At 73.4% G+C, this 26,134-nt stretch carries 32 protein-coding genes; 11 read left to right on the top strand and 21 right to left on the bottom strand.

Annotated elements, in window-relative coordinates; translation table 11 throughout:
• The first annotated feature begins 17 nt into the window (after window positions 1–17).
• Together BUE41_RS04750 and BUE41_RS04745 are read left to right on the top strand one after the other, a co-directional pair.
• Window positions 18–1,238: an MFS transporter gene (locus BUE41_RS04750; RefSeq protein WP_073455634.1), complete on the top strand. Its 1,221-nt coding sequence runs from the start codon at window positions 18–20 to the stop codon at window positions 1,236–1,238.
• A 60-nt stretch (window positions 1,239–1,298) separates the two neighbouring features.
• Window positions 1,299–2,657 (top strand): aminotransferase class I/II-fold pyridoxal phosphate-dependent enzyme, encoded by a 1,359-nt coding sequence (locus tag BUE41_RS04745; protein WP_159444857.1) that lies wholly within the window; start codon window positions 1,299–1,301, stop codon window positions 2,655–2,657.
• Here BUE41_RS04745 and BUE41_RS04740 read toward each other — a convergent pair.
• The 9 genes from BUE41_RS04740 to BUE41_RS04700 are packed head-to-tail and all read right to left on the bottom strand — an operon-like array spanning window position 2,654 to window position 12,508.
• Window positions 2,654–3,766 (bottom strand): LLM class flavin-dependent oxidoreductase, encoded by a 1,113-nt coding sequence (locus BUE41_RS04740; RefSeq protein ID WP_073455633.1) that lies wholly within the window; start codon window positions 3,764–3,766, stop codon window positions 2,654–2,656. The genes BUE41_RS04745 and BUE41_RS04740 overlap by 4 nt on opposite strands.
• Window positions 3,763–4,941 (bottom strand): aminotransferase-like domain-containing protein, encoded by a 1,179-nt coding sequence (locus tag BUE41_RS04735; RefSeq protein ID WP_073455632.1) that lies wholly within the window; start codon window positions 4,939–4,941, stop codon window positions 3,763–3,765. The genes BUE41_RS04740 and BUE41_RS04735 overlap by 4 nt, the downstream gene beginning before the upstream one ends.
• Window positions 4,942–4,956: 15 nt before the next feature.
• Window positions 4,957–5,802, bottom strand: a complete 846-nt coding sequence (locus BUE41_RS04730; protein ID WP_234996964.1) for an ABC transporter permease — start codon at window positions 5,800–5,802, stop codon at window positions 4,957–4,959.
• Entirely contained in the window at window positions 5,795–6,745 is a 951-nt protein-coding gene (locus tag BUE41_RS04725; RefSeq protein ID WP_073455631.1) for an ABC transporter permease, read from the bottom strand. The genes BUE41_RS04730 and BUE41_RS04725 overlap by 8 nt, the downstream gene beginning before the upstream one ends.
• Window positions 6,742–7,713 carry an LLM class flavin-dependent oxidoreductase gene (locus BUE41_RS04720; RefSeq protein ID WP_073455630.1) on the bottom strand — a complete coding sequence of 324 codons (972 nt, stop codon included), beginning with the start codon at window positions 7,711–7,713 and terminating at the stop codon, window positions 6,742–6,744. The genes BUE41_RS04725 and BUE41_RS04720 overlap by 4 nt, the downstream gene beginning before the upstream one ends.
• Window positions 7,706–8,200, bottom strand: coding sequence for a GNAT family N-acetyltransferase (locus BUE41_RS04715; protein ID WP_073455915.1), 495 nt, complete (start codon window positions 8,198–8,200; stop codon window positions 7,706–7,708). Before BUE41_RS04715 ends, BUE41_RS04720 begins: the two co-directional genes overlap by 8 nt.
• Window positions 8,197–9,531 carry an LLM class flavin-dependent oxidoreductase gene (locus BUE41_RS04710; protein ID WP_159444856.1) on the bottom strand — a complete coding sequence of 445 codons (1,335 nt, stop codon included), beginning with the start codon at window positions 9,529–9,531 and terminating at the stop codon, window positions 8,197–8,199. Before BUE41_RS04710 ends, BUE41_RS04715 begins: the two co-directional genes overlap by 4 nt.
• Window positions 9,528–11,153 (bottom strand): ABC transporter substrate-binding protein, encoded by a 1,626-nt coding sequence (locus BUE41_RS04705; protein ID WP_073455629.1) that lies wholly within the window; start codon window positions 11,151–11,153, stop codon window positions 9,528–9,530. The genes BUE41_RS04710 and BUE41_RS04705 overlap by 4 nt, the downstream gene beginning before the upstream one ends.
• A gap of 53 nt (window positions 11,154–11,206) precedes the next feature.
• Window positions 11,207–12,508, bottom strand: coding sequence for an LLM class flavin-dependent oxidoreductase (locus tag BUE41_RS04700; protein WP_073455628.1), 1,302 nt, complete (start codon window positions 12,506–12,508; stop codon window positions 11,207–11,209).
• A 444-nt stretch (window positions 12,509–12,952) separates the two neighbouring features.
• On the opposite strand from BUE41_RS04700, the gene BUE41_RS04695 reads away from it, so the two are divergent.
• Both BUE41_RS04695 and BUE41_RS04690 read left to right on the top strand, forming a co-directional pair.
• The gene (locus BUE41_RS04695) at window positions 12,953–13,327 is read left to right on the top strand and encodes an ArsR/SmtB family transcription factor (RefSeq protein WP_073455627.1); all 375 of its coding nucleotides are present in this window, start codon (window positions 12,953–12,955) and stop codon (window positions 13,325–13,327) included.
• Window positions 13,328–13,366: 39 nt separating this feature from the next.
• Window positions 13,367–14,791: a substrate-binding protein gene (locus BUE41_RS04690; RefSeq protein ID WP_073455626.1), complete on the top strand. Its 1,425-nt coding sequence runs from the start codon at window positions 13,367–13,369 to the stop codon at window positions 14,789–14,791.
• Window positions 14,792–14,914: 123 nt separating this feature from the next.
• Here the strand turns inward: BUE41_RS04690 and BUE41_RS04685 are convergent, their stop codons facing one another.
• The 5 genes from BUE41_RS04685 to BUE41_RS04665 form a co-directional block, all read right to left on the bottom strand.
• Window positions 14,915–15,319: a hypothetical protein gene (locus BUE41_RS04685; RefSeq protein ID WP_073455625.1), complete on the bottom strand. Its 405-nt coding sequence runs from the start codon at window positions 15,317–15,319 to the stop codon at window positions 14,915–14,917.
• 74 nt (window positions 15,320–15,393) lie between these two features.
• Window positions 15,394–15,828, bottom strand: coding sequence for a nitrile hydratase accessory protein (locus BUE41_RS04680; protein WP_084754418.1), 435 nt, complete (start codon window positions 15,826–15,828; stop codon window positions 15,394–15,396).
• Window positions 15,825–16,442, bottom strand: coding sequence for a nitrile hydratase subunit alpha (nthA, locus tag BUE41_RS04675; RefSeq protein WP_073455624.1), 618 nt, complete (start codon window positions 16,440–16,442; stop codon window positions 15,825–15,827). Before nthA ends, BUE41_RS04680 begins: the two co-directional genes overlap by 4 nt.
• Window positions 16,439–17,140 carry a nitrile hydratase subunit beta gene (gene nthB, locus BUE41_RS04670; protein WP_073455623.1) on the bottom strand — a complete coding sequence of 234 codons (702 nt, stop codon included), beginning with the start codon at window positions 17,138–17,140 and terminating at the stop codon, window positions 16,439–16,441. The genes nthA and nthB overlap by 4 nt, the downstream gene beginning before the upstream one ends.
• On the bottom strand, window positions 17,137–18,678 hold the full coding sequence (locus BUE41_RS04665) for an amidase (protein ID WP_073455622.1): 1,542 nt from the start codon (window positions 18,676–18,678) through the stop codon (window positions 17,137–17,139). Before BUE41_RS04665 ends, nthB begins: the two co-directional genes overlap by 4 nt.
• A 179-nt stretch (window positions 18,679–18,857) precedes the next feature.
• On the opposite strand from BUE41_RS04665, the gene BUE41_RS32640 reads away from it, so the two are divergent.
• Window positions 18,858–18,983, top strand: a complete 126-nt coding sequence (locus tag BUE41_RS32640) for a hypothetical protein (RefSeq protein WP_327194745.1) — start codon at window positions 18,858–18,860, stop codon at window positions 18,981–18,983.
• 268 nt (window positions 18,984–19,251) lie between these two features.
• Complete coding sequence (locus BUE41_RS32635) at window positions 19,252–19,683, top strand: MBL fold metallo-hydrolase (RefSeq protein WP_327194744.1); 432 nt, start codon at window positions 19,252–19,254, stop codon at window positions 19,681–19,683.
• On the opposite strand, the gene BUE41_RS04655 is transcribed toward BUE41_RS32635, so the two are convergent.
• Entirely contained in the window at window positions 19,667–20,614 is a 948-nt protein-coding gene (locus BUE41_RS04655; protein ID WP_073455913.1) for a LysR family transcriptional regulator, read from the bottom strand. The genes BUE41_RS32635 and BUE41_RS04655 overlap by 17 nt on opposite strands.
• A 132-nt stretch (window positions 20,615–20,746) precedes the next feature.
• Here BUE41_RS04655 and BUE41_RS04650 point away from each other — a divergent pair, with 132 nt between their 5' ends.
• The 5 genes from BUE41_RS04650 to BUE41_RS04630 are packed head-to-tail and all read left to right on the top strand — an operon-like array spanning window position 20,747 to window position 23,881.
• Window positions 20,747–21,088: a hypothetical protein gene (locus BUE41_RS04650; RefSeq protein ID WP_073455621.1), complete on the top strand. Its 342-nt coding sequence runs from the start codon at window positions 20,747–20,749 to the stop codon at window positions 21,086–21,088.
• A 4-nt stretch (window positions 21,089–21,092) separates the two neighbouring features.
• Complete coding sequence (locus BUE41_RS04645; RefSeq protein WP_073455912.1) at window positions 21,093–21,968, top strand: AAA family ATPase; 876 nt, start codon at window positions 21,093–21,095, stop codon at window positions 21,966–21,968.
• A gap of 4 nt (window positions 21,969–21,972) precedes the next feature.
• Complete coding sequence (locus tag BUE41_RS04640) at window positions 21,973–23,148, top strand: vWA domain-containing protein (protein WP_234996962.1); 1,176 nt, start codon at window positions 21,973–21,975, stop codon at window positions 23,146–23,148.
• A gap of 14 nt (window positions 23,149–23,162) precedes the next feature.
• Window positions 23,163–23,459 carry a hypothetical protein gene (locus BUE41_RS04635; protein WP_073455620.1) on the top strand — a complete coding sequence of 99 codons (297 nt, stop codon included), beginning with the start codon at window positions 23,163–23,165 and terminating at the stop codon, window positions 23,457–23,459.
• Complete coding sequence (locus BUE41_RS04630; protein WP_073455619.1) at window positions 23,456–23,881, top strand: GIY-YIG nuclease family protein; 426 nt, start codon at window positions 23,456–23,458, stop codon at window positions 23,879–23,881. The genes BUE41_RS04635 and BUE41_RS04630 overlap by 4 nt, the downstream gene beginning before the upstream one ends.
• 192 nt (window positions 23,882–24,073) lie before the next feature.
• Here the strand turns inward: BUE41_RS04630 and BUE41_RS04625 are convergent, their stop codons facing one another.
• Genes BUE41_RS04625 through BUE41_RS04600 form a run of 6 tightly spaced genes read right to left on the bottom strand, consistent with a single transcriptional unit; the run spans window position 24,074 to window position 26,133 of the window.
• Window positions 24,074–24,442, bottom strand: a complete 369-nt coding sequence (locus tag BUE41_RS04625) for a hypothetical protein (RefSeq protein ID WP_073455618.1) — start codon at window positions 24,440–24,442, stop codon at window positions 24,074–24,076.
• 2 nt (window positions 24,443–24,444) lie between these two features.
• Window positions 24,445–24,738, bottom strand: coding sequence for a hypothetical protein (locus BUE41_RS04620; protein WP_073455617.1), 294 nt, complete (start codon window positions 24,736–24,738; stop codon window positions 24,445–24,447).
• A gap of 3 nt (window positions 24,739–24,741) precedes the next feature.
• Window positions 24,742–24,987 (bottom strand): hypothetical protein, encoded by a 246-nt coding sequence (locus BUE41_RS04615; RefSeq protein ID WP_073455616.1) that lies wholly within the window; start codon window positions 24,985–24,987, stop codon window positions 24,742–24,744.
• A gap of 10 nt (window positions 24,988–24,997) precedes the next feature.
• Window positions 24,998–25,225 (bottom strand): hypothetical protein, encoded by a 228-nt coding sequence (locus BUE41_RS04610; protein WP_073455615.1) that lies wholly within the window; start codon window positions 25,223–25,225, stop codon window positions 24,998–25,000.
• Window positions 25,226–25,236: 11 nt separating this feature from the next.
• Window positions 25,237–25,494: a hypothetical protein gene (locus BUE41_RS04605; protein ID WP_073455614.1), complete on the bottom strand. Its 258-nt coding sequence runs from the start codon at window positions 25,492–25,494 to the stop codon at window positions 25,237–25,239.
• Between the two features lie 9 nt (window positions 25,495–25,503).
• A complete protein-coding gene (locus tag BUE41_RS04600; protein WP_073455613.1) occupies window positions 25,504–26,133 on the bottom strand; it encodes an SRPBCC family protein in 630 nt (209 codons plus the stop codon).
• Window position 26,134: the final 1 nt, after the last annotated feature.

Here is a 26,134-nt window from a genome sequence, read left to right as displayed (position 1 = left end):
CGGGAGAGGAACCTTCGGTGACCACTTCAGCCTCGACGGTCCCGGACGAGGCGGTCGGCGGATCGCGCTCGCACGACCGGGGCTTCTGGATCGTCGCCTTCACGTTCGCGGTGACGATGGCGTTCTCGGCCGTGCCCGCGCCGCTCTACGTGCTCTACCAGGCAGAGCAGGGCTTCGGTCCGTTCACCACGACGATCATCTTCGCGGTGTACGCGGTCGGTGTGCTCGCCAGTCTCTTCCTCGCGGGCCACGTCTCCGACTGGGTGGGCCGCCGACGGATCCTGGTGCCGGCGGTGCTCGTGAACATCCTCGCGGGGTTGATCTTCCTCGAGTGGACGTCGGTGCCCGCGCTGCTCGTCGCCCGGTTCGTGTCGGGGGTCAGCGTCGGGATGCTGACGGCGACGGCGACGGCGCACCTGGCGGAGCTGCACATGGCCGCGCGGCCGGGCTCGGGGCGCACCCGGGTGGACGTCGTCGCGACAGCGGCGAACCTGGGCGGCATCGGCGTCGGCGCGCTCGTCGCGGGCGTGCTCGCGCAGTACGTGACCGCACCCCTGCACGTGCCGTACCTGGTGTTCCAGGTGCTGCTGGTGATCGCCGCGCTCGGGCTGACGCTCGTGCCCGAGACCGTCGAACCGTGGCGGATGGAGTACCGGCCGCAGAAGGTCACCGTGCCGCGGGAGGGCCGGGGCCGCTACTTCGCGGCCTCTGCGGCGGTGCTGGTGTACTTCGCGGTGTTCGGCCTGTTCACCTCGCTCTCGCCGGCGTTCCTCGCCGGTGTGCTGCACCAGGACTCGCACGCGCTGGCCGGCGGGGCCACGTTCGTGGTGTTCGCCGGGGCGGCGCTCGCGCAGATCCTGCTGTCGCGGTCGCCGGCGCGCCACCAGGCCAGCTTCGGCCTGACCGCCCTCGTGCTCGGGCTCGTGCTCGTGACGGTCGCGGTCCAGCTGCCCGATCTCCCGCTCTTCCTCATCGGCGGGGTGATCGCGGGCAGCGGCGCGGGCGCGGGCTTCAAGACGGCCATGGGCATCGTGCTCTCGGTGAGCAGGCCGCAGGCCCGTGGTGAGGCGCTCGCCGGCCTGTTCCTCGCCGCCTACGTCGGGCTGTCCGTGCCCGTGCTCGGCCTCGGACTCGCCGTGCAGCTGGTGCCGGTGCAGGCCGCGCTGATCGGGTTCACGGCGGTGCTGCTGGTGATCCTCGCGGTGATCGGCCGGCGCCTGGTCACCGCGGCGCGCTGAGCGCCGGCGGGTAGGGTCGGGCCCGCACCGGTGATCGTGCGACGGACGGAGTGCGGGAAGGTGAACGGGGCTGGCAGCTCTGGGCCCACCGCGGCCGCGCTCGCCGCCCGGATCACCGGCCGCACGGCCACCCGCATCGCCGACGACATCCGCCGCGCCGTGGACAGCGGTGTCCTGCGCGCCGGGGTACGCATGCCCACCATCCGGGCGCTCGCGGCGGAGTTGCAGGTCAGCCCCACCACCGTGAGCGAGGCGTGGCACCAGCTGACGCGGGCAGGGGTGCTGCGCTCGGCCGGGCGGCGCGGGACGTTCGTCGTCCATCCGGGCGGGATGAGCCACCTGCACACCGCGAGCGGGGTGATCACCACGCACCTCGGCGACGGCGGGCCCGATCCGGCGCTGCTGCCGCCGCTCGACGAGGCGATCAACGCGGGGCTGCGCGCTCCTGGGCTGCACGCGCACGACTTCGCCTACCTCACGCCGGAGCTGCTGCGGGCGGTGCGGAGGACGTGGCCGTTCGAGCCGGAAGCGTGGACGTCGACCGAAGGTGGGTCGCACGCCAGCTTCCTCGCGATCAGCGTGCTGGCCGACCGCGGCGGGCCGATCGCGCTCGAGCAGCCGACCACCCCGCGGGTGCACACGCTGCTGCACCACCGGCGGGTGCCGGTGCTGGAGGTCCCGTGGGACGCGCACGGGCCTCAGCCGCAGGAGCTGCGGAAGGCGCTCGAGGCGGGCGCGACCGCGTTCGTGGTGCAGCTGCGCGGCCACGTGCCGACCGGCTTGCGGGTCACCGAGCGGCGCCTCGCCGAGATGGTCGCGGTGCTGAGGGACTTCCCCGACGTGATCGTGTTCGAGGACGACAACCTCGGGCCGCTGCTGCGCGACCCGGACCCGTCGATGGGGGCGGAGCTGCCCGGGCGCGTGCTGAAGGTGCGCTCGTACACGCCGGCGTTCGGGCTGGACCTGCGGACCGGGGTGCTGGCCGGGCCGGAGCCGCTGATCAGGGCGGTCAACCTGGCCCGCGGCATGGCTGGGGTGTGGACCAGCCGGATCCTGCAGAACGCGCTCGCCCACCTGCTCACCGACCCGGTGACGGCCCGACACGTGGCTCGGGCCGGGCGGCGCTACCGGTCCCGCCGCGGGTCGCTCGTCTCCGCGCTCGCCCGCCACGGCGTGCACGTCGACGGCGAGGAGGGGCTGATCATCTGGGTGCCCGTGCACTCCGAGGAGGACGCGGTGGAGCGGCTCGCCTCCGTCGGGGTCGTCTCCGGGCCCGGCGCGCCGTGTTGGTTCGGCACCCCGCCGCGGCCCTACATCCGGGTGCCCACGAGCCTGCTGCCCGACGGCGGGGGTGCGCAGGTCAACCAGCTCGCCGAGGTGATCGCCGAGGTGGCCGACCCCGACGGGTCCGTCGCCTAGCCGCTCTCCCAGGCCTTCGCGAGCAGCTCGTACGAGCGCCGCCGCACCGCCGGATCGTGCGCCAGCGTCATGACGACCAGCTCGTCCGCCCCGGTGAGCGCGGCCAGCGACTGCAGGCGCGGCACGACCTCGTCGACGTCCCCGGCGAGGTGGATGCCGATGCGGTCGACGAGCAGCTCGTCGTCGGCGACGGTCCACGGGTGCGCGGCGACGGCGGCGTCGTCGGGGAACGGGGTGATCCCCTGCCCTGCCCGCTGCCGGCGCAGCCACTCCTTGCGCTGCGCCGCCGCTCGCTCCACGTCCTCCGGCGCGCCGACGAGCGCGTCGACGGAGACGGCGACGTAGGGCCGGTCCCGGTGCATCGACGGGCGGAACGCGGCCCGGTAGGCGGCGACCGCGTCCAGGACGTGGGCGGGGTTCATGTGGTAGTCGGCGCAGAACGCCAGCCCGTTCTCGCCGGCCACCCGTGCGCTCTCCCCGCCGGTGCTGCCGAGCAGCCACACCTCCAGCTCCTGCGCGCCGCCGGGCAGCGCGGGCATGGGCATGCCGTCCACGGTGTAGGTGTCGGCGAGGAACGCGAGGATCGCGCCGATCTGCTCCGGGTACGGGTCGGCGAGGGCCTCCCGCTGCTGCAGCAGCTCCCGGGCCGCGGCGAACCGAGCCGTGCCGGTGATCCTCTTCCGGTCGAACGGGGCCGGCAGGTACACGCCGCCCACGATGCGGGCGGTGCGCTGCTCGGCGCCCGGGTCGTCGGAGCTCGGCGCCCGGCCGCGGCCCGGGGACCGGCCGATGCCGAGGTCGATCCGGCCCGGGTGGAACGACGAGAGCGCGCAGAAGTCCTCGGCGATCGACAGCGCGGTGCGGTGCCCGGTGAGCACCGCACCGGAGCCGACGCGGATGTGCGAGGTGTTCGCGGCGACCGCGCCCATCGTGACGACGGGAGAGCAGGCGGCGAGCCCGGTGGTCAGGTGGTGCTCGGCGATCCAGTACCGCTTGTAGCCCGCCTGCTCGGCGACCTGCGCCAGCTCGACGACCCCGCGCAGGGTGTCGGCGGCCGTGCCCCCTTCGGGGATGCAGGCCAGGTCCAGCACCGACAGGGACACGCTCATCGCCGCACCTCTTCCACGGCCGCCGCGAGCCGGTCCACGGCCTCGCGCAGTGACGCCTCGGGCAGGTCGGAGAACCCGAGACGGATCCGGTCCCGGTGCTCGCCGCCGCCCGGCACGGCGAACGAGGTACCCCGGGAGAAGCTCGTCCCGTGCGCCGCCGCCGCGGCGTGCAGCGCGTCGAGATCGGGTGCGCCCTCGCGCAGCCGGGCCCACACGAAGAAGCCGCCGTCGGGCCGCTCGGCCTCCAGCACGTCGCCCAGCCGCTCGCGCAGGGCCGCGACCAGCGCGTTCGCCCGCAGGCCGTGCAGCTCGGCGAGCCGCTTGGTGGTCGCCTCGAACACCCCGGTCCCGTCGACCAGCCGCGCGATCGCGGCCTGGACCAGCGACGACGGGTGCTGGTCGGTGCGCGTCCGCAGCGCGACGACCGCCTCGACGAGCCACTCGGGCAGCACCAGCCAGCCCAGCCGCAGCCCCGGCCCGAGCGACTTGGCGAACGTCGACACCTTGACGACGCGCTCACTGGCGGCGGGCAGATCGGGCACGTCGGTGCCGGCGAACCGGCTGATCCGGTACGGGTTGTCGGACAGCACGACGAAGCCGTACCGCTCGGCCAGCTCGACCAGCCGGGTGCGCGCGTCCCCCGCGAGGACGGTGCCGGTCGGGTTCTGGAAGTCCGCGACCGTGTAGACGATCCGCGGCCGCAGCCCGTCGGCCAGTCGCCGCTCCAGGCGCTCCACGTCCAGCCCGGCCGGCCCGACGGGCACCGGCACGGGGCGGGCGTCGGCGAGTTGCAGCACGCGCAGCGTGGTCGGGTAGACGGGATCATCGACCACGATCTCCTCGCCCGGGTCGAGCAGCGCCTGCACGACGAGGGAGACGCCGTGCAGCCCGCCGTTGGTGACGACGATCCGCTCCGGTGTCACCCCCTCGCGGCCGGCGAGCCAGCCGCGCAACCGTTCGAGGCCGCGCGGATCGGAGTAGCGCAGCGCGGGTCCGCCCTCGGCGAGCACCTCGGCGGTGGCGGTGGCGAGCTCGGCGGCGGGCAGCGCGTCGGCGGCCGGGTTCCCGCCCAGGAGCGGGATGGAGTCGGGCACGCGGGGATCCAGCACGCCGGTGGACCGGACGGCGGCGGGCAGGCGGCGGGCGAGCGTCGACAGCCGGGGAGGTGCGGCCACGGAGGTTCCTTCCGATCAGCGGCGGGCGTACGCGCGGGCGACGCGGTTGACCGCGAGCACGGTGGCGACGACGACCGAGGTGGGCAGGACGGAGATCCACCAGGCGGTGGCGAGGTAGTTGCGGCCCGCGGCGACGAGGCTCCCCCACTCCGGTGTGGGCGGCACCGCGCCGAAGCCGAGGAAGCTCAGCGAGGACACGGCGAGCACCGCGGTGCCGATCTGCAGCCCGGCGACGGCGAGCACGGCACCGGCGGCGTTCGGCAGCACGTGCGACGTCAGCACGCGCAGCGTCCGCACGCCGCTGGCGGTGGCCGCCTCGACGTAGGGGGCCGTGCGGATGCGCACCACCTCGGCCCGGACCACGCGGGCGAACCCGGGGACGCTGCCGATGCCGACCGCCACCGCGATCTCGACGGTGCCGCGGCCGAGCGCGGCGAGCACGGCCAGGCACAGCAGCAGACCGGGGATGGCGAGCAGCACGTCGACCAGGCGCATGAGCAGGCTGTCCGCCCAGCCGCCGGCGTAGCCCGCGATCACGCCGACGATCGAGCCGATCAGCAGCCCGACCCCGACGGCGAGCAGCGTGGCCTGCAGCGACAGCGCGGTGCCGTGCACCACGCGGGTCCACAGGTCGCGGCCCACCTCGTCGGTGCCGAACCAGTGCCCGGGACCGGGCGGGAGCAACCGGGCGGCCGGATCGGCGCGCAGCGGGTCGCCGGAGGCGAACACCCCGGGCAGCAGCGCCCAGCCGAGCACCAGTGCGAGCGTCAGCAGCGCGACGACGAGTCCCGGCTGCGTGCGCAGCGCAGCGGCGCGGGCCGGGACGGAGCGGGCAGCGCGGTCGAGCAGGGCGTCAGGCACGGCGCCACCCCACCCTCGGGTCCAGCAGCGGATGAACCACGTCGACCAGCAGGTTGACCAGCACGAACACGATCGCGCCGGTGGTGACGAGGCCGAGCACGAGCGGGAGGTCCTGCGCGGTCACCGCGGAGACGACGATGCGCCCGAGGCCGGGGCGGGAGAACACCGTCTCCACGATGATCGAGCCGCCGAGCAGCTCACCGGTGAGGACGGCGGTCATCGTCAGCGCCGGCAGCAGCGCGTTCGGCAGCACGTGCGCCAGCCGGAGCCGCAGCCGGCCGACGCCCTTCGCGCGCGCCGTCGTCACGTACTCCTGGCTGCTCTGCGTGTGGATGCCGCTGATCAGCAGCTGCGCGATGACCGCGGCGATCGGCAGGCTCAGCGCGAGCACCGGCAGGATCAGCCCGCGGGGGCCGGCATCGCCGAACGCGGGCAGGAGCCCCCAGCGGAACGAGACGATCTGCAGCAGCACCAGCCCGACGCCGAACGTCGGGATCGCGATGCCCAGCGCGGGCAGCGACGTCAGGAACCGCTGCAGGGCCTGGAGGCGTCCGTCGGGCAGCAGCGTGGCCGCGAGCGAGAGCAGCAGGCCGAGCAGCGCACCGGCGACCAGCCCCGCCAGGGTCAGCGCCAGCGTGGGCGGGAAAGCCTCGGCGATGATGTCGACGACGGGGCGTCCGCTGCGCACCGACACCCCGAAATCGCCGGTGAGCGCACCGCCGAGCGCGCTGACGTACTGCAGCCAGAGCGGCCGGTCGAGGCCGAACCGGGCCCGGAACCGCTCCAGCGCGGCGGGATCGACGGTCGCCTCCGCGTCCCCGCCCGCCGCCATGATCTCGGCGGCGTCGCTGGGCAGCAGGTAGAGCAGGCCGAACGTGACCGTGTACGCGGCCCACAGCACCAGCACCGCCTGGGCCAGGCGGCGCCCGACGTACGGGATCATGGGGCGACGGACTCCCGCAGCAGTCGCTCCTTCAGCGTGGGGGCCTCGGCGGGCTGCTCGGGCAGCACCCCGCGGCGGCGCAGCGCCGGCACCACGGCCTCGGCGACCAGCGGCGCGACGAGCGCGGTGTGCGCCGGGCGCAGGATCACCCCGCGCACGTGGCTGTACCGATCGACGATGTGCTCGGCGAGCTCCTCGGGGGTGCCGACGAAACCGGCCTCCCCCGCGGTGCACCCGTCGAGGCGGGTCCGCAGCCGCGCCGCGTCGGCCGGAGTGGCGCCGAGCGTGACGACCAGCTCCGCGAGCTGGCCGGGCCCGTCGCCCAGGACGAGGTCGCCGTCGAGCCCGCTGCCCGCCCGGACCAGCGTGAGCGGCACCCCCTGCGGGGAGCGCGGCGTGATCGACGGCCCGGTGATCGAGAAGTACCGACCGGTGAAGTCCACGTGGTGGATCCGGTTGCGGTCCAGGTAGCGGCCGGTGGCGACGTCGCGGATCACCGCGTCCGGCTCCCAGCTCAGGCACAGCGCCCGCACCACTGCCAGGACGTCCTCGGTGTCCTCGGCCAGCTCGGCCTCCGGGCGGACCGGCACGCCGTGCAGCGCGGCTTCTGCCTCCCCGGCCGGTCCCAGCAGCCAGCCCGCGCGGCCGGCGCTGATGTGGTCGAGCGTGGCCAGCGCCGTCGCGACGTGGAACGGCTCGGTGTAGCCGGCGGCGGCCTGGGCGACCAGCCCGATCCGCCGGGTCGCCGGTGCCAGCCGGGCCAGCAGCACCGCTGGGTCGAGCCGCACCGACCCAGGCGGGGCGGTCGCCGGGTCCTCGGCGACGAGCAGGTCGACCCCGGCCGCGTCGGCGGCGGTCGCGAGCGCGCGCAGCGCCGCGGCGTCGGTCGGGGCGGGCCCCGGCACCCGCGCCGCACCCGGGTGCGCCCCGGGGCCGGGCAGGGCGATGCCCAGCACGAAGTCAGCCATCCCGCAGCTCCTTGGCGAAGCACACGCTGACGACCTCGTCGCCGGCGTACGGTCCGAACGGGGGGATCCTGGTCCAGCCCGAGGCCTCGTACAGCGCGATGGCTCCGGTCTGGCGGAATCCGGTCTGCAGCACGATCCGGTCGAGTCCGAGCCGCCGCGCGTGGTCCTCGATCGCGGCGACCAGCCACGACGCGAGCCCCTTGCGCCGGTGCTCCGGCAGCACCATCACGCGCTTGAGCTCGGTGAACTCGCCGACCCGCACGAGCGAGGCGGTGGCGACCGCGGGCCCGTCGCCCGCGGAGAGCGCCAGCGTGACGATCACGTCGTCCGCGCTGGGCGGCGACACCTTCTGCTGCGACAGGTCGTCGTCGGCGTAGAGGGGCATGACCTCGGCGCCCATCGCGGCACGCAGCGCGACGACGTCCGGGTCGTCCCAGTGCGCTTCGCGCGCGACGTAGCCCTCGGGCAGTCCGGCGAGGGCGGTCATGACGTCCACCGGTTCTTCGGGACCGGCACCCCGAGGTGCTCGCGCAGCGTCGTGCCTTCGTACTCGGTGCGGAACAGCTTGCGGTCCTGCAGCTCCGCCACCACGCGCTCGAAGAACAGCTCCAGCCCGCGCTGGTACGGCGGGATCACGACGAACCCGTCGGCGGCGTCGTGTTCGAACCACTCCTGCAGCCGGTCGGCGATCTGCTCGGCCGAGCCCGCGACCACGCCGTGACCGTAGGCGGCGGCCTCGTGGCGGATCAGCCGGCGCAGCGTCCACCGCTCCTCGACGGCCAGGCGGCGGAACACCGCGTACCGGCTGCGCCGCCGCTCGATCGAGACGACCTCGGGCAGCCGCTCCGGCGGGATCGGCTCGTCGAGGTCCAGCCCGGACAGGTCCGCGCCGCCGAGCTGGTCGGCGAGCCGGGCCAGGGCGGTCGGCTCGTCGATCAGGTCGAGCAGGCTCTCCTGCACCTCGTGGGCCGAGCGCGCGTCCTCGGCGACGATCGGGCAGATGCCGGGCATCACCGCGACCTCGTCCGGGCTGCGGCCGAAGCCCTCGGCGCGCCGGCGGATGTCCGTGCGGAACGCCACCGCGCCGTCGAGCTCCTGCTGCGCGGTGAACACCATGTCGGCGTGCCGGGAGGCGAGGTTGCGCCCGGCGTCGGAGGACCCGGCCTGCACGATCACCGGGCGCCCCTGCGGGGTGCGGGTGACGTTGAGCGGACCCGCCACCGCGAAGTGCTCGCCCTCGTGGTCGATCGAGTGGATCTTGCTGATGTCGGCGAACCGACCGGCCTCCCGGTCGTTCAGGACGGCGCCGGCCTCCCAGCTGTCCCACAGCTTCGTGACGACGTCGAGGAACTCCTCGGCGCGCGCGTAGCGCCCGGCGTGGTCCGGCCACGGGCGGCGGCCGAAGTTCTGCTCGCCGATGCTCGACGTCACCGCGTTCCAACCGACCCGGCCACCGGAGATGTGGTCCAGGGTCGCCACCTGGCGAGCCAGGTTGTACGGCTCGTGGAAGGTCGTGGACGCCGTGGCGATCAGCCCGATCCTGCTCGTCTCGCGCGCCAGCGCCGCGGTGAGCGTGAGCGGTTCGAAGAACAGGTACGGCGGTTGCACCGCCGCCAGCTCGCGGTTCGGCGAGGACAGGTCGGAGAGGAAGAAGGCGTCGAAGCAGGCGGCCTCGGTCGCCCGGGCCAGGTCGATCATGTACTCGACCGTGCCCCACTCCTCGCTGCGGCTGTCCGGGCGCCGCCACGCGCCCTGCGACGTCCCGGCGATGCCCGCGGACAGCGCCAAGTGCAGCCGGCGCGGTTCGCCGTCGCTCACTGCGCGGCCTTCCAGGCGTCGAAGAAGATCAGCCGCGACGACGACTCGTAGCGCACCCCGTCCACACCCGGCGCGACGGCGGTGACCTGCGCTAGCTCGTACACGGGGATGCCGTAGCCGCGCTCGAGGATCAGCTTCTGGGCCTGGGCGCCGAGCGCCTCACGGGCGGTGGCGTCGGCCGTGGACGCGAGCCCGTCGAGCAGCTCCTCCAGCTCGGGGTCGTCGACGCGGGCGGCGTTGGACGCCTTCGCCGAGAACGTCGTGCGCAGCACGTCCAGGTCGGGCCGGGTGAAGTTGCCGAAGCTGAGGTTGACCGCCGGGTCCTTCGCCGCGGTCACGTAGTCGGCGACGGAGAGCGGCCGCAGCACCAGCTCGATGCCCACGTCGCGCAGCTGCTGCTGCAGCAGCTCCAGCACGGTCTGGTTGGTCGCGACGCTGGAGAGGTAGATGACGTCGAGGGCGAGCCGCTGCCCGTCCCTGACCCGGATGCCGTCCGGGCCCGGCACCCAGCCGGCGGCGTCGAGCGCGGCCGCCGCCCCGGCCGGGTCGGCGGCCAGCAGGACGCTCTCGTCGACGTAGCCGGGGGTGGTGGCGGCGAGGATCGAGGTCGCCGGCTTGTGGCTGGCGCCGAGGACCGACGCCAGCTGCTGGCGGTCGACGGCCTTCTGCAGCGCGGTCCGCACCGCCGCGTCGGAGGCGAACGCCGAGGTGCCCTTGGCGAACAGCGTGTTGTCGACGCCGGGATTCGCGCGGGAGAGCACGGTCGCGCCACCGGAGGCGAGCAGCTGCTCGTCGACCGGCTGCACGTCGGTGATCACGTCGAGTTGGCCGGACTGCAGCGAGCCCGTGCGCACGCCGGACTCGGCGATCACGTTGAACTCGATGCGGTCCAGGTAGGCCTCACCGGCGTGCTCGCCCACCGCGCTCGGCCAGGCGTAACCGGGCCGCTTGGTCAGCGTGGTGGACACGTTCTGGGTGTAGGTGTCGAAGACGAACGGCCCGGACCCGATCACGTTCTGGGCCTGGCAGCGTTCCTCCGCAGACTTCTGCAGGGTCGACGGGGCGACGATCCCCAGCTGCACCACGGACGTGGCCTGCAGGAAGCCCGCGTTCGGCTCGGAGAACTCCACCCGCACCGTGCGGGGATCGACCGCGGTCGCGCCGGCGTAGCCCTTGAGGTAGCCGGTGACCAGCGACGTCGCCGCACCGAGGGTGACGACCTTGTCGAGGTTGTCCTTGACCACCTGCGCGTCCAGCGGGGTGCCGTCGGAGAACGTCACGCCCTCGCGCAGGTGGAAGGTGAACGTGCGGGCGTCGGGCGAGACCTCCCACGACTCGGCCAGCCACGGCGTGATCTCGCCGGTCTCCGGATCGAGGTCGGTCAGCCCGTTGACGACCTGCCGGGAGATGTTGATCGAGGCCGCGTTGCCGTTCTGCTGCGGGTCGAGGCAGACCGGGTCGGCCGCGAGACCGACGCGCAGCACACCGCCCGGCTGCGGAGCGCCGGAGGCGGTCGACGTCGCGGGACCCGCGGAACACGCCGCGACGAGGGCAGCGGCGGCGAACGCTGCCCCGGCGGTGAGGACGCGACCGGTGACGCGGCGGACGGGTGAGGTGGACATGGATCTCCCGGGACTGGTGTGGGCAAGCGGATCAGGGGGACGAGCGGCGAGGCTCAGACGGCGGCGCGCGAGCCGGGACACGCCTGCAGCCCGAGGTGCTCGCGCAGGGTGGCGCCGGTGTAGTCGGTGCGCAGCGCCCCGCGCTCCTGCAGCAGGGGAACGACCCGGTCGACGATCTCGTCGAACCCTCCCGGCATGAGGTGGGTGCCCAGCACGTAGCCGTCGCAGGCGCCGGTTGCGACGCGGTCGATCATCGCATCCGCCACCTCGGCCGGGGTGCCGACGAAGGTCGGGGCCGCGTACTCGGCGACCATCAGGCTGCGCAGGGTGTGCCCCTCCTCGGCGGCCCGCTCCCGCCAGCGGGCCACGACGGCCGCGGGGTCGGCCTTCGACTGGACGCGGCCCTGCAGCAGCGGGGTCTCCGGGCGGACCGGGTCGAAGTCCGGCAGCGGCCCGTCCGGGTCGAACCCGCTGAGGTCGCGACCCCACACCTGCTCGGCGAACGCCAGCGCCCGCTGCGGGCCGACCTGGGCGAACCCGATCTCACGGGCGCGTTCGGCCGCCTCCTCGGCGGTGTCGCCGAGGACGATCCGCGCGATCGGCAGGACCCGTAGGTCCCCCGGCTCGCGCCCGGCGGCGCGGGCGGCGCGGTCGACATCGGCGCGGAAGCTGATCGCGTCGGGCAGGGCGGAGTGGCGGGAGAAGATGATGTCCGCGACGCGGGCGCCGAAGGCCACGCCCTCCGCGGAGTCGCCGGCCTGGATGATCACCGGCTGGCCCTGCGGCGGAGGCGGGACCGACAGGACGCCGCGCACCGGGGCCAGCCCGTCCGCGCGGTCCACCGGGCCACCGGCCCACAGCGCGCGGCAGGCGTCGACGACGTCGCTCGCCCGGCGGTACCGGTCGCGGTAGTCGAGGTAGCCGCCCCGGCGGAAGTTCTCCCCGGTGAACGCGTCCGACGACGTCACGACGTTCCACGCGGCACGGCCACCGGAGAGGTGGTCCAGCGTGGCGAACGAGCGAGCGATGTCGACCGGGTCGGTGAAGGTCGTGTTGATCGTGACGGCCAGGCCGAGGTGCGTCGTGACGTCGGAGAGCGCCGACATCATCGTGAACGACTCCGGTCGCCCGGCGATGTCCAGCTCGAACAGCTGCCCGTTGCGCTCGCGCATGCGCAGGCCCTGACCGAGGAACAGGAAGTCGAACCTGCCCCGCTCGACGGTGCGCGCGATGTGCGCGAACGAGGAGAACGCCATCTGGTCGCCCGCACGGGGATCCCGCCAGGCCGTCGTGTGGTTCACGCCCTCCACGAACGCGGCGAGGTGCATCGGTCGGCGGAGCGGCGGCACGATCATGACCTCTTTTGTAACAGATATCCCTTCAGGACATCTCAGTTTGTAACAGACGGATGCTCGCGCGGACAAGCCGCGGCGCGCCACGTCACGCAGGACCGAGGCTCGCGGCGGCATCAGGGCAGGAGTCGGCGGAAGAACCCGGCATCACCCGGGCGGGCGATGATGCGCGCGGAGGGGCCTGCTGCGGTCAGGCCGGACAGAACGCGCTGCACACGCGCTGCAGGTCGACGTGACGACGGCAGACGAGCAGCAGTTCGCTCATGGCCGTGTCACCATCCCAGTCGACCGAGGGCGGGGCGTCGTGCATCGTCCGATCTCCCGCGCCGCATCGTCAAGCACGCGTGGGCGGCCTCACCCGGCGGCTGGACCGGCGCGAACGTGATCACTTCGGGAAATGTTGCTATCATGTGAAGAACCGTTGACTTATGGAGAAGGGCGGGGGATGTGATCCCGGAGCAGGAGGCCTTCGACGCGTTGGCCGATCCGACGCGTCGGGCGATCCTCGACCTCCTGGCGACCCACGACGAGTTGCCCGCGGGTGAGATCGCCGATCGCATCGGCCACGTGGGCCGCACCGCCGTCTCCAGCCACCTGCGCATCCTGCGCAAGTCCGGGCTGATCACCGAGCGCCGCGAGGGCCGCTACCGGTACCTGTCCCTGCAGCCGGACGGCCCGATGCGCGCCGCCGCTGCCTTCCTCCAGGGGCTGCTGGACTCGGCCCTTCCGTCGCCCCTTCCGTCGGGCACCGAGCCGGTGGTTGGATCGAACGGCGACGCAACGAGCGGGACGGCGGCGGAGGACAACCGCCAGACCGCTTAGTCGCCGCGCCCTGTCGGACGCCCTGCTGCGAGGTGAGGCATGCCCGAGCTCGTGCTGGCGGCGACGAAGGACCTGCCCCAGTCCGCCGAGGAGGTCTTCGCCCTCTTCGGCGCGCGCAGCGGCGCGAGCTGGCTGTTCGACGTGCAGTGCGACTCCCTGCGGCCGGGCACTCCGGTGACCCTGACCCTCCCCCACGGTTCCCTCGGCGAGACGCCGGTGCACCTGCTGGGCCGCATCCGGCGGGTGGTGCCGAACAAGCTCGTGGAGATCGTCCACGACCAGCCGTGGCCGGGCCTGCTGCAGATCCGCATCCGGGCACATCGGACCGGCGGCTCGTCGGTCAGCATCGTCGGGCACGTCGACGACCGGGCCCTGCGCTGGGTGATGCAGCGCCGCGGCTGGCCGCTCAGCACCCCCTGCACCGGCCACACCCACCGCATCGGCCTGCTGACCAGCAAGATCGGCTCGGCTGCGGTGTACGCGATCGCCACCGAGTACCTGGCCCAGCTGGCCGTCGAGGAGATCAACGCCGACGGCGGCATCGGCGGCCGGCCGATCGAGCTGATCGTCGGGGACGACGGCACCGACCCCGGCCGCGCCGCGCTGGAGGCCCGCCGGCTGCTCGCCGCCGGCTGCCGGGCGGTGATCGCCAGCGTGACGAGCGCGAGCTTCGCCGCGATCGAGCCGATCGTCGCCGGCGCGGGCCGCCCGCTCATCCACTCCGTCGTCAACGAGGGCGGCGCCGGCCCCGAACTGGTCCTGCGCTGGGGCGAACGCCCGCTGCACCAGGTCCGCACCGCCGCCCACGCCGTCATGAAGAACGCCGGGGGCAGGCGCTGGTACCTGCTCGGCAACGACTACCAGTGGCCGCACGGCGCGCACCGGGCCGCCACCCGGGTCCTCACCGCCGCCGGCTGCGAGATCACCCGCAACCGGTTCGTCCCGATCGGGACCGAGGACTTCGCGCCGCTGCTGGAGGACATCGAGCGCAGTGGCGCCGACTGCGTGCTCTCCACGCTGATCGGGGCCGACGAGGTCGCCTTCGAGCGGCAGGCCTGGGAGGGCGGGTACCGGCAGCGGTGGGAGACGCTCTCGCTCGTGCTGGACGAGTCCACCCGCGAACGCGTCGGTGACGCGGCCGCGCGCGGGATCTGGACGACGTTCGGCTACTTCGAGGAGCTCGACACCCCGGAGAACCGCGATCTCGTCGCTCGCTACCGGGAGCGCTACGGCGAGTGGGCGCCGCCGCTGTCGTCGCTGTCCGAATCCGTGTACGAGGCCGTGCTGCTCTACGCCGCCGCGGCGCGGCGGGAGCCGGACCCGTCCGGCATCGCCCAGGCGCTGCGCGCGGCCCGGGGGCGCATGCCGCGGGGGAACGTCGCCGCGCAGGGACCGCACGCGATGCGGCAGGACATGTACCTCGCCCGAGCGGTGGACGGCGGCTTCGCGATCATGACCGGATAGCGCCGGCCGCGCGGTGTGAACGAAGCCCGCCCCCGAGGGTGAACGAACGGCACTTTCGTCCACTCGAGGTGGACGAAAGTGCCGTTCGTCGCGCGGGAGGGTGTGGATGCGCGGCGGTGAACCTCACCTCCCCCGGCCCCTGGCCGCCACCGCACCGGGGCGGATGATCAGCTCCCGCAGCTCCTCCGGAGGATCGGCCCGGCCCGGTCCCCCGTCCTCCACCCACTCCACGATCCGCTCGTTCACCGCCGGGCTGAGCACCCGCCCGATCCACACCGGGCGGGTACCGCTGCGCCGATCGCGGGGCGTGGGTGACACCACGACGACGTTGCCCTCCTCGCAGGTCGCGAGGCACTCGACGGCACGGACCCTGGCGCGCTCGCCGAGCCGGCGCACGAGGTCGGCGAGCAGGGCGTGGTGATCGACGCCCGGGTGGACGCGGGCGTCCCCGCAGCAACAGCCTCGGCAGACCGCGACCGACACGCGGCCGCGGTCCGCCGAGGCGGCGGTGGCCGGTCGGTCAGGCATGTGCCCGACCCCGCGACGACGACCGGCAACACCGGGGATCCAGCCGGTGTCGGTCCATCGCCGTGGGCTCCGGCTCAGGACCGCACGGCCGGGTGGACCGCGACGGGCTCCAGATGCGGTCCATGGTGATCCTTGTTCGGCGGGTTGGCCAAGACCTCCGCGGTGCGCTCGTCCAGCGCCTCCGGCTCGACGATCCCTTCCTCGCCGAGCACGGATTCCAGCGCGGCGACGAAGTGCTCGTAGTAGGACCAGCTCGGATCGTCGAGATCGTGGGTGCGCTCCCACTCCCCGATCGAGGAGATCAGCGCCTGCTGCAGCTGCTTCCACTCGAACCGGCCCGCCCTGCACGCCGCGACCGCCAGCGCGAACGCCCGCAGCTGCCACGGCTCGTCGAAGCCGCGGTCGAGCGCGCGGTCGCCGCCGGGCAGCTGCGCGAGCAGCGCGTCGGCCGCCGCCCGGTCCTCGGCCGTGGGGCAGTGCTTCAGGCGGACCTTCGCCTCGGCGCTCACGCGACCGCCTTCGCCGGTTCGACGCCGATCATCGACTCGCGGGTGACGAGGGTGGCGAGCTCCTCCTCGCTCCACCCGTCGGTGCCCGCGGGGCGCTGCGGGAGGACGACGAAGCGCATCTCGGAGCTGGAGTCCCAGACCTTGATCTCCTTGCTCGGCGGGACCTCGAAGCCGAACTCCTCCTTGAGCAGCTGCCGGGGCTCACGCACCACGCGGGAGCGGTACTGCGGCTCCTTGAACCAGTTCGGCGGCAGCCCCAGCACCGGCCACGGGTAGCAGGAGCAGAGCGTGCACACGACGACGTGGTGGACCTCGTCGGTGTTCTCCACCCACATCATGTCCTCGCCCTGCAGGCCGCCGATGCCGAGCTCCTTGCAGGCCTCGGTGCCGTCGGCGAGCAGACGCTTCTTGAACTCCGGGTCGGTCCAGGCCTTCACGACGACCTTCGCGCCGAGGTGCGGGCCGACCTCGTTCTCGTAGATCTCGGCCATCCGGTCGATCATCGACGTGGTGAGGATGCCCTGTTCGATGAGCATCGACTCCAGGGCCTTGACCCGCGCCGTGATCTCCTTCTGGATCTCCTCGTCCGACTTGCGCAGGATGTTCTCGGTCATGCCGCGGCCGCCTTCGTGTCGACGAGCTCGATGTAGGGCTCCCAGCAGTCGTAGTAGACGCTGGAGTTCGGGTCCCCTTCCGGCCCCCACAGCTCCTGGGCCGTGAAGCGGACGGTGTAGAGGTGCTCGGGGCACTCGCCCAGGCCGTTGCCGGCGGTGTCCGGGTAGATGTACGCGCCGTGGTGCTTGACCACCGTCCCGGTCTTGCCGCGCACGTACCGCGCGCGCCGGGCGTGGCCCTTCGGGCTCGCGGTGGAGAACCGCACCACGTCGCCCTCCTTGAACTTGGGCGGTCGGTCGACCTCCCGGCTTGCGGGCAGCCCGCCGTAGACGGCCTGGTTGACGAACTCGATCAACTCCGGCTTCTGCTCGTGCTCGGGCAGCGGGGCGTCGGGGTTCTCCCGGTAGTACTGCGTGCGGCGCTCCAGCTCCTCGAGATCGATCTTGCCGGTGCGGACGCCGTGGTGGATGTAGGTGCGGATCCAGTGCCAGTAGTACGGCGACTCGAGGTACTCGGCCGGGTTCATCTGCTCGATGCCGAACCGGAACTCGTCCAGGCCCATGAAGCCGGCCCGGAACGTCGCCGGGAACATCGCGAACGCGACCTTCTCCCACTCGGCGCGGAAGACCGGTTCGTCCGCGGGCCGGTTGATCGGGCCCAGCCCATCGGTGCCGCCGACGTCGTACACGCCGTTCATGCGGAGCTCCTCTCAGCAGCGGGGGTCGGGAAGCCGCCGACGGCCTGTTCGAAGGCGTTCGCCACCTTCAGCACGGTGGCGTCGTCGAAGTGCTTGCCGACGATCATCAGGCCGACCGGGAGACCGTCGGCGAGGCCGGCCGGGACAGAGCAGGCCGGGTGCCCGGTGACGTCGAACGGTGCGGTGTTGGCCAGCATCTCCAGGCCCCTGGCGAGGATCTCCTCGACGGGCGCGTCCGGGCCGGGCAGCACGGTGGCGCGCATCGGCAGCGTCGGCATGACGAGCACGTCGTAGTTCGACAGCGCCGCGTCGTAGGCCGCGACCAGCTTCGGGGCGAGGTTGCGCGCCATCGCGTAGTGGCGCCCGTACTGGGTCGTGAGCGCGTAGCGGCCGGCGAGGGCGACGAGCTTGACCGTCTCGGAGAACTGCGCCGGGTCCTCCCGCCACTTGCGCCCGTAGTAGGCGATGAGCGACGGGTCGTAGTGGCCCTTCCAGTTCATGCCGTAGGCGTTGCCCTCGACCATCTGCCACAGGCCGCCCTCGGTGGCGATCACGTCCCAGATGGCCGTGGCGTGCAGGTGCCACGGGACCGAGACGTCCTCGACGGTGAAGCCGGCCTCGCGCAGTGTCCCGACAGCAGCGCGCACGGTGTCGTCGACCTCGGGCTCGGAGTTGGGGTGACCGAAGCCCTCCTGCAGGACGCCGATGCGCAGCCCGCTCACCGACTCGGCCAGCGCGCCGACGTAGTCCTGCACCTCGACGACGTCGGGCTGGCGCGGGTCGAGCCCGTCGCGGCCGGCGATCACCGACAGCATGAGCGCGGCGTCGGCGACGGTGCGGGTGATCGGGCCGAGGTGGTCGATCGACTGCTCGATCGGGAAGCCTCCGGTGTACGGCACCAGGCCGTGGGTCGGCTTGTGCCCGACGGTGCCGCAGTACGCCGACGGGATGCGGATCGACCCGCCCTGGTCACCGCCGATGGCCATGTCGACCTCGCCGGCGGCCACCAGCGCCCCGCTACCGCTCGAGGAACCACCCGCCGAGCGGCTCATGTCCCACGGGTTGTGCACGGGTCCCGGCTTGCTGGTGTGCGAGCCGCCGGAGAAGCACAGGTCCTCGCACACCGACTTGCCGGCGATGGTCGCGCCGGCGGCGAGCAGCCGGGACACGACGGTGGCGTCCTCGGCGGGGACGAAGCCCTCCAGGGTCCGCGATCCGTTCATCATCGGCACGCCGGCGACGGCGACGTTGTCCTTGACCGCGACCGTGCGGCCGGCGAGCGGCCCCTCCGAGGTTTCGGTGATCGAGGTCTGCACCGCCCACGCGCCGAGCTTGTCGTCCTCGGCGTCGGGGCGGGTCCACGAGCGCTGCGGCGGGGTGGGGGCCACCTCCGCGTACAGCTCTTCGACCTTGTTCCACGAGCCGAGCAGGCCGGTGACCGAGGCGTGGTAGGTCGGCAGATCACTCTCGGGGATCCCGAACCGACCCTCTGCGGCCATCCGGGCCACGGCGTCGGGATCGGGCATGTGGATCGACATCCAGTCCTCCCGGTGCGACGGGGCACGCGCACCATCCATGGCGCGCGTCACACCGGACGATCGAAGCGTCAACCGGTCGACATGTCAAGCATTCGCGACATATAGGGATCATGGACGGCGGCGGGCGCTGCCCCTACGGTGCCGGGACCGGGCCATGGGCCACGCGGGGAGCTGCGACCGTGTTGACCGACGTCGCCGAGGGAGTGCAGGTCCACCACAGCGAACTGCTGGCCGACAACACGACCGTCGTGCACGGCGCCGCCGGTGTGCTGCTCGTGGACCCGGGATCACCACGGCCGAACTGACCTGCCTGGCCGCCGACCTGCGCGCGGCCGGGCTGCCCGTCGTCGCGGGGTTCGCCACCCACCCGGACTGGGACCACGCGCTCTGGCACCCCGACCACGGCGACGCACCGCGCTACGGCACCGCCCGGTGCGCGGCCGAGCCGGCACAGCTGCGAGCGGACCCGGCCTGGGCGGACCACGTCGCCCAGGCCCTGCCGCCCGAGTTCGCCGACGAGCCCCTGCTCGACGGGTTCGGCCTGGTCACAGGGCTGGACGGCGACGCGGTCCCGTGGGACGGCCCGACGGTGCGGGTCGTCGAGCACCCGCGCACTCCCCCGGCCACGCTGCGCTGCTCGTCGAGGACCGCGGCGTGCTGATCGGCGGCGACATGCTCTCCGACGTGTTCCCGCCGATGCTCGACGTCGATGCGGGCGACGACCCGATCGCGGACTACCGGGCCGGGCTGGACCGGCTCGCGGGACTACTGGCCGCGGTCGAGATCGTCGTGCCGGGGCACGGATTCGTCGGGCGGGGCGAGGAGATCCGCGATCGCGTCGTCCGCGACCGCGCGTACCTGGACGCGCTGCAGGCCGGGCGCACCCCGCAGGATCCGCGGCTGGGTCCGGACGTCGCGCCCGGCTGGGAGTGGGTCAACGACGTGCACGAGAGCCAAGCCGCCGCGCTGGCCGGCCGGTTCCCCGGCCTCAGCTCCAGATCGTGACGTAGACGGGTGGGCGGAACCGCGACGGCGGGGTGCCCGCGCCCGGGGACCGCAGCAGCCGCATGGCCTCCGGGGTGCCGAGGAAGTGCCGCAGCGACCCGGCGCTCGGCGCGCGCCGATCGGCCGACTGCGTCGTCACGTACCAGGTGGCCTCCATCGGCAGCCCGGGCAGCTCGACGGGCTGCAGCTCGCGGCGGCGCATCTGGTGCACGGCCAGGTGCGCGATCGCCGGGGCCACCCCTCCCCCGCGCACCGCGGCCTCCCACGCCGCGGTCTGGTTCTGGAACACCGACAGCCGCTTCTCCGGCACACCCAGCATCCGCAGCAGCCGGCTGACGTCGCTCTCCGGGTCGGTCGCGGCCGGCTCGACCAGCCACGGCCAGTGCGCGGGCGGCCCGGCCAGCCGGTGCCCCGCCGCCACGAGCACGACGAGCTGAGCGCGGAAGATCGGGTCGGAGACCAGGTCGAGGCTGCGGTCGTCGTCGAGGCGGGGGCCGAGCGCGACGTCGGCGAGCCGCTGCGAGACCAGCGCCCGCATCTCGGCCGTGCTCGACACCCCCGACGACACCTCCACCTGCCCGGCGGAGCGGGTGGTGAACGCGTCGGCGAGCGGACCCGCGACGAACTCGACGATCGTGCTGGTCGCGACCAGCCGCAGCTGCTGGGCCGCACCCTTCGCCGAGCGCACCGCCTGTTCGGCCTCGGCGCCGAGCGAGACCATCTGCGCCGCGATCGCCAGGAGCCGGGTGCCGCCCGGGGTCAGCGCCATGCCCGAGCCGGACCGGACGACCAGCGGATCGTCGAGGTACTTGCGCAGGGCCGCGATCGCCTGCGACACAGCGGGCTCGCTCACGCCGAGCGCGCCGGCTGCGGCCTTGACCGAGCCCAGCCGCGCCACGAGCACGAAGGCGTTGAGCTGGGTCAGCGTCACGCGCAGGATTGTGCCGAACACCGGGCGTTCCGCTACTCGCCCGGCTAAGTGATCGCTTATCCGCAGGTTGCCGGTTCGCGGCGGGACCGGGAGCATCGGCGGTGCACGAGGCGGTGCGAAGAGGGAGGCGCCATGGGCGATCCGGTCGACGAGGCAGCAGGTGCTCTCCCGGTGCTGCGGGCGATCTGGGACGCCACCGGGCAGTCCGGGGTCGATCTCGACGATGCCCGTCCCCGGGGCAAGGTCTGCCGGAACATGAAGAACATCGGCTTCGGCGGCATCGGCACCGGCGGCGCAGCCGCGCTGGACTCCACCGCCGTGCCCGTCGGGGACGAGATGCGCCGGGCGTGGCGCGAAGTGCTGCGCCGCGAGGGGAAGCTGAACGAGTCGGCGCACGGCGTGGCCGACATCGTGGCGAAGACGGCAGCCGGTGGTGCGGACGGCGAGGCCGGCCGCGGGCACGACGGTCGCTGATCGGGTGAGCGCACCAGCCGGTGTCGCCGAGGTGACCGCGGCGCTGCGCCGCGCCGACTACCTGGCCGACCGCGGCCTCGCCACGGCCGTGCACGTCGCGTTGTCGCTGCACCGCCCGCTGCTGCTGGAGGGCGAGCCGGGCGTCGGCAAGACCGAGATCGCGAAGGTGCTCGCGGGGGTGCTCGACCGCGAGCTGATCCGCCTGCAGTGCTACGAGGGCATCGACACCGCGCAGGCGCTCTACGAGTGGGACTACGCGCGGCAGCTGCTGCACATCCGAGCGCTGTCCGAACGCGGGCTCGCCGACGACACCGCCGTCGACCGGCTCTTCGGACCGCGCTTCCTGCAGGAGCGGCCGCTGCTGCAGGCGGTGCGCGCAGGCGACAGAGCGGTGCTGCTGATCGACGAGATCGACCGGGCCGACGACGAGTTCGAGGCGTTCCTGCTGGAGCTGCTGTCGGACTTCCAGATCAGCATCCCCGAGGTGGGCACGATCGCGGCGGAGGCGCCGCCGATGGTGGTGCTGACCTCGAACCGGACCCGCGAGCTGCACGACGCGCTCAAGCGGCGCTGCCTCTACCACTGGATCGACTACCCGAGCCTGGAGCAGGAGGTGGAGATCGTCCTCGTGCGCCAGCCGCAGGTGTCCGAAGAGCTGGCGCGCACGGTGGTCGCCGCCGTGCAGCGGCTGCGGGAGATGGACCTGGCCAAGCCGCCCGGCGTCGCCGAGACCATCGACTGGGCGCGCACGCTGGACTTCCTCGGCGAGACCGCGCTGACCCCGGACGCGGCAGTGCTGACCCTCGGCTCGGTGCTCAAGGAGCGCGAGGACATCGAGCTGGCTCGCGACGCGATCGACGACATCGTCGGCTCGGGGTGAGCCGGTGACCGGCAGCAGCACGGACAGCACGCGCAGCACCGACAGCACGGACAGCACCGGCAGCGGCGTCGTGCGGATGCTGGTGGCGTTCGCCCGGGAGGTGCGCGCCGCCGGCGTCGCGGTGGGCGCGGGGGACATCGAGACCTGCTGCGCGGCGCTCGCCGGGCTCGATCCCACCGATCTGGTCGACCTGTACTGGGCCGGGCGCACCACGCTGGTGAAGCGGCGCGCCGACATCCCCGTCTACGACGAGGTGTTCCGTGTGTTCTTCCTCGGTGAGGCCCGCCCCGTCGAGGAACTGGTGCGCAAGCAGCTGCGCGCGGAGGGCAGCACGGAGAGCGTCGTCGACGTGCCCGCCACCGACCCGACGCAGCAGGAGGAACGGCCGGCGGAGACCGAGCTGGGGCTCGCCGCGTCAGCGGTGACGGCGCTGCGTACCACGTCGTTCGCCGCGTGCACGGAGGACGAGCTGGCGGTGCTGCGCCGGATGATGCGGCGGTTCCGGCTCACCCCGCCGCGGCGGCGCACCCGGCGCACCCGGCCGGCCCGCCGCGGCCACCGGCCCGATCCGCGCCGCACCGTGCGCCGCACGCTGCGGATGCACGGCGAACCGGTGCCGGTGCAGTGGCAGCAGCGGCGGGTGAAGATGCGTCCGCTGGTGCTGCTGCTCGACGTGTCCGGCTCGATGGCCGACTACTCGCGGGCGCTGCTGCAGTTCGCGCACACCGCGCGGCAGGCGACCCGGCGCGTGGAGGTGTTCTGCTTCGGCACCCGCTTGGCCCGCATCACGGTCGCGCTGCAGAGGCGCAGTCCGGACGCGGCGCTCGCCGAGGCCGCGCGGACCGTCGTCGACTGGGACGGCGGCACCCGGATCGGCGCCTGCCTCGACGAGTTCGCCCGGCACTGGGGACGGCGCGGCATGGCCCGCGGAGCGGTGCTCGTGATCTGCTCGGACGGGCTGGACCGGGGCAGCCCGCAGCTGCTGGAGACCGCGATGGAACGGCTCGACCGGCTGGCCCACACGATCGTCTGGTTGCATCCGCACCAGGGGGCGGGGCAGGGCACGGGACCGCGCGGCATGGGCATGATGGTCGCCGAGCCGTACATCGACCTCCTGCTGCCCGGCAACGACCTGGACAGCCTCGCCGAGTTCGCCGGTGTGCTACCGACCCTGAAGTAGAGGAGAGCTCGCTGATGCGCTGGAGCGTCGGGTTCGTCGCCGAGGGCGACCCCGCCACGGACGCCGTGGTCACGATGGACGAGGTCGTCGAGCTGGCCGACGCGGTCGCGCCGCTGAACGGGATCGCGACCGGCGGGAACAGCACCCGCTACGGGGCGCAGATCGTCGTCGAGGCCGAGACCCGGGAGGAGGCGATCGCCCGCGGCCGCGCCCAGTTCGATGCGGCCGTCGTCAAGGCGGGCCTGCCCGGCTACCCCGTGGTGCGCGAGGAGGCGATCAGCGAGTTCGAGGACATGATGGGGGAACCGTGATCCGGCTCGGTTCGCTCGCCGGGTACGCGTTCTCCGGCCCGCGGGTGCTCGGCGGCTGGACCCCGCCCGCCCGGCCCGGGGTCTACGCGATCCTCTACCGGCCCGACCCGGACCGGGAACGCTACGCCGTCACCTACGTCGGGCACGCCGACGATCTGTCCCGGGTCGGGTTCCCGTTCAAGCACCGCAAGGCGGCCAGCTGGATCCGCCGCGCCGGCTCGAAGTGGGACCTGCACGTCGCGTGGCTGGAGGTGCCGGGCGGGACCCGGGGGCACCGGGAGCAGATCGCGGCGGAGCTCATCGCGGTGTACCGGCCCTCGTGCAACGAGGAGCAGTACGAGAACGCGTGGCGGGCGGAGTGGATCGGGGAGTACTCGGCGGCGCCCAACACCGCTCCCCTGCCACCGCCGGAGACGGCCTGAGCAGGTCCCATCCGCGCCACCACGTCGCTCGACCGAGCACCACCGGGAGGCAGCCAGCGGCCGTCGACGAGTTGCGGAGGAGGCGCGCAGCGGCCCTCGGCGGAACGACGCGGGGCCGCGCGCACCGGAGGAGCAACTCGTCGACTCACCAGGCCGCGAGCCGCGATCCGGCGACGAAGGAGCCGGGCGCGATCAAGCACTGTGCCTCGGCGGGGAGTAGCCCACCGCTTCGTGGATGCGGGAGCGGCGCCTGCCCGACGCCGGGGTGGCGACCCGTGGCCGCTCCGGCGTCGGGGCGACCTTGCGCAGCGTCTCCTCCGCGAACCCGTACAGCAGCGGCAGCGCTCCGGCGACCGTGCCGCCGGTGCGGTTGACGTGCTGCAGGCCGGGCCGGATGGCACGGGCGTCGTCGGCGATCTTCGAGACGAGCCCGCTGCCCGCCTCCAGGGTCGAGGCGATCCGGCCGAGCAGGCTGCCCAGCCAGATCAGGAAGAACGCCAGCCCGGCGACGAGCACCAGGATCTCGCTGACGGTGATCCACACGAGTGCGGTCTCGGACATGGCTACGCCTTCGCCGCCGGGGTCGGGATCGAGTCGACGACCCGACCGAGGAACAGGTGGTGCTGCAGGCCTTCGGCGAGCACGAGGTCGAGCCCGTCGCCGGTCTGGGTGATGAGCACGGTGTCCTTGGTGTTCTCGCTGATGGCGGTGAGGGTGGCCGCGATGTCGTCGCAGGCGCGGTCGATCCGCTTCACGAACGCGACGAGCAGGCTCAGCAGCACGACGACCGCCACGATGACGACGGCGCCGAGCACCAGGATCACCGACCAGTAGGTGAGTTCGGCCTCGGAGAGCATCGGTCAGCCTCCCAGTCGTGCGCGGCCGCGCTGCAGGCCGGCGATGATCACGGTGGCGTGGTCGATGGTGGTGCGCAGTCCGGCCAGGCCCGCGGTGTGCTGGCGGGCCTTGCGCAGCGACGCGTCGAGCTGCTGCGCCTGGGTACCGATCTTGTGGGCGAGCACGAGGATCGGGACCACCAGCGCGACGACCACGACCACGACGACCAGCCCGATGGCGAGTCCGAGCGTCCAGCCGAAGGGAACCACGGCAGCCTCCTCAGACCGTCTCGCACCAGGCGCGCACCGGCGCCAGGTTGGCGTTCACGCTCGACACGACCGACGGCACCGGCGCGGTGCGGTCGACGACCGCGTCGACGCCGCCCTGCAGGGCGGCCAGCGTCTTGTGCACGTGCCGCAGGTGCAGGATCACCCGCAGCAGCCCGACCGCGACGAACGCGATGATCAGCGCGGCGAGCACGAGCGTCGTCCAGGCGACGAAGGGCATCGCGGTTCCTCCTACTTCGCGGGCAGCAGCGTGGCGACGCTGCCCGCGTACCGGGTGGCGCCGACGGCGATCTGGCGCACCGTGGCGTCGGTCTGGGCGAGCAGCTGCGGGGTGTCCTCGACCTCGCCGAGCAGGCGCACGCCGTCGACGAGGATGTCGTCGGCCGCGGCGCGGATCCGCTCCACGGCGGCCAGCAGGCGGTTGAGCAGGGCGATGACGACGACGAGCACCACGAGGAGCACGACGTTGCCGATCCACCAGAGAACCATGGGGGCTCCTCACCGATTGCGGTCGTAGGGCAGGAAGAACCGGGCGAACACCCGTTTCAGTGCGAGCAGCGCGGCGCGCAGGCCGATGGCGAACCCGCTGGCCGGGGCGGCAGCGCGCACGGCGGTGGCGGTGCCGCCGCGCACGGCGGTGGCGGTGCCGCCGCGCACGGCGGTGGCGGTGCCGCCGCGCCCGCCCGAGGTGATGCTGTGCTCCAGGCACTCGGCGAAGCTCGCCATCAGCACGCTGGTGACGTCGGCGATCATGCCGCGGCCGAACTGCGCCGCGGCGCCGGAGATCACCAGGTCCTGCACGACGTGCACCTTCGTCCGGCCGCCCGCGGGGGCGAGGGTCGCGGTGAGGGTCAGGTCCGCGGTGCCCTTGCCCTTGTCCTCGGCACCGGCGGCCTTCAGGACCAGCCGGTGGGCGGACTCGTCAGCCTCGACGATCCGGACCGTGCCGGAGAAGTTCAGCTTCACCGGGCCGAGCCGGGCCACCACCTTGCCCTCGTAGGTGCCGGCGCCGTCGTCGCCGACCAGCTCCGCGCCGGGCAGGCACGGCGCGATGCGGGGCACGTCGGTGAAGAACGTCCACACGTCGTCGATGCCGGCCGCGACCTCGAAGTCGTTGACGATCTCCATG

This window comes from Pseudonocardia thermophila, assembly GCF_900142365.1.
Classification (GTDB): Bacteria; Actinomycetota; Actinomycetes; order Mycobacteriales; family Pseudonocardiaceae; genus Pseudonocardia; species Pseudonocardia thermophila.
This window is presented reverse-complemented; position numbering and strand designations above follow the sequence as displayed.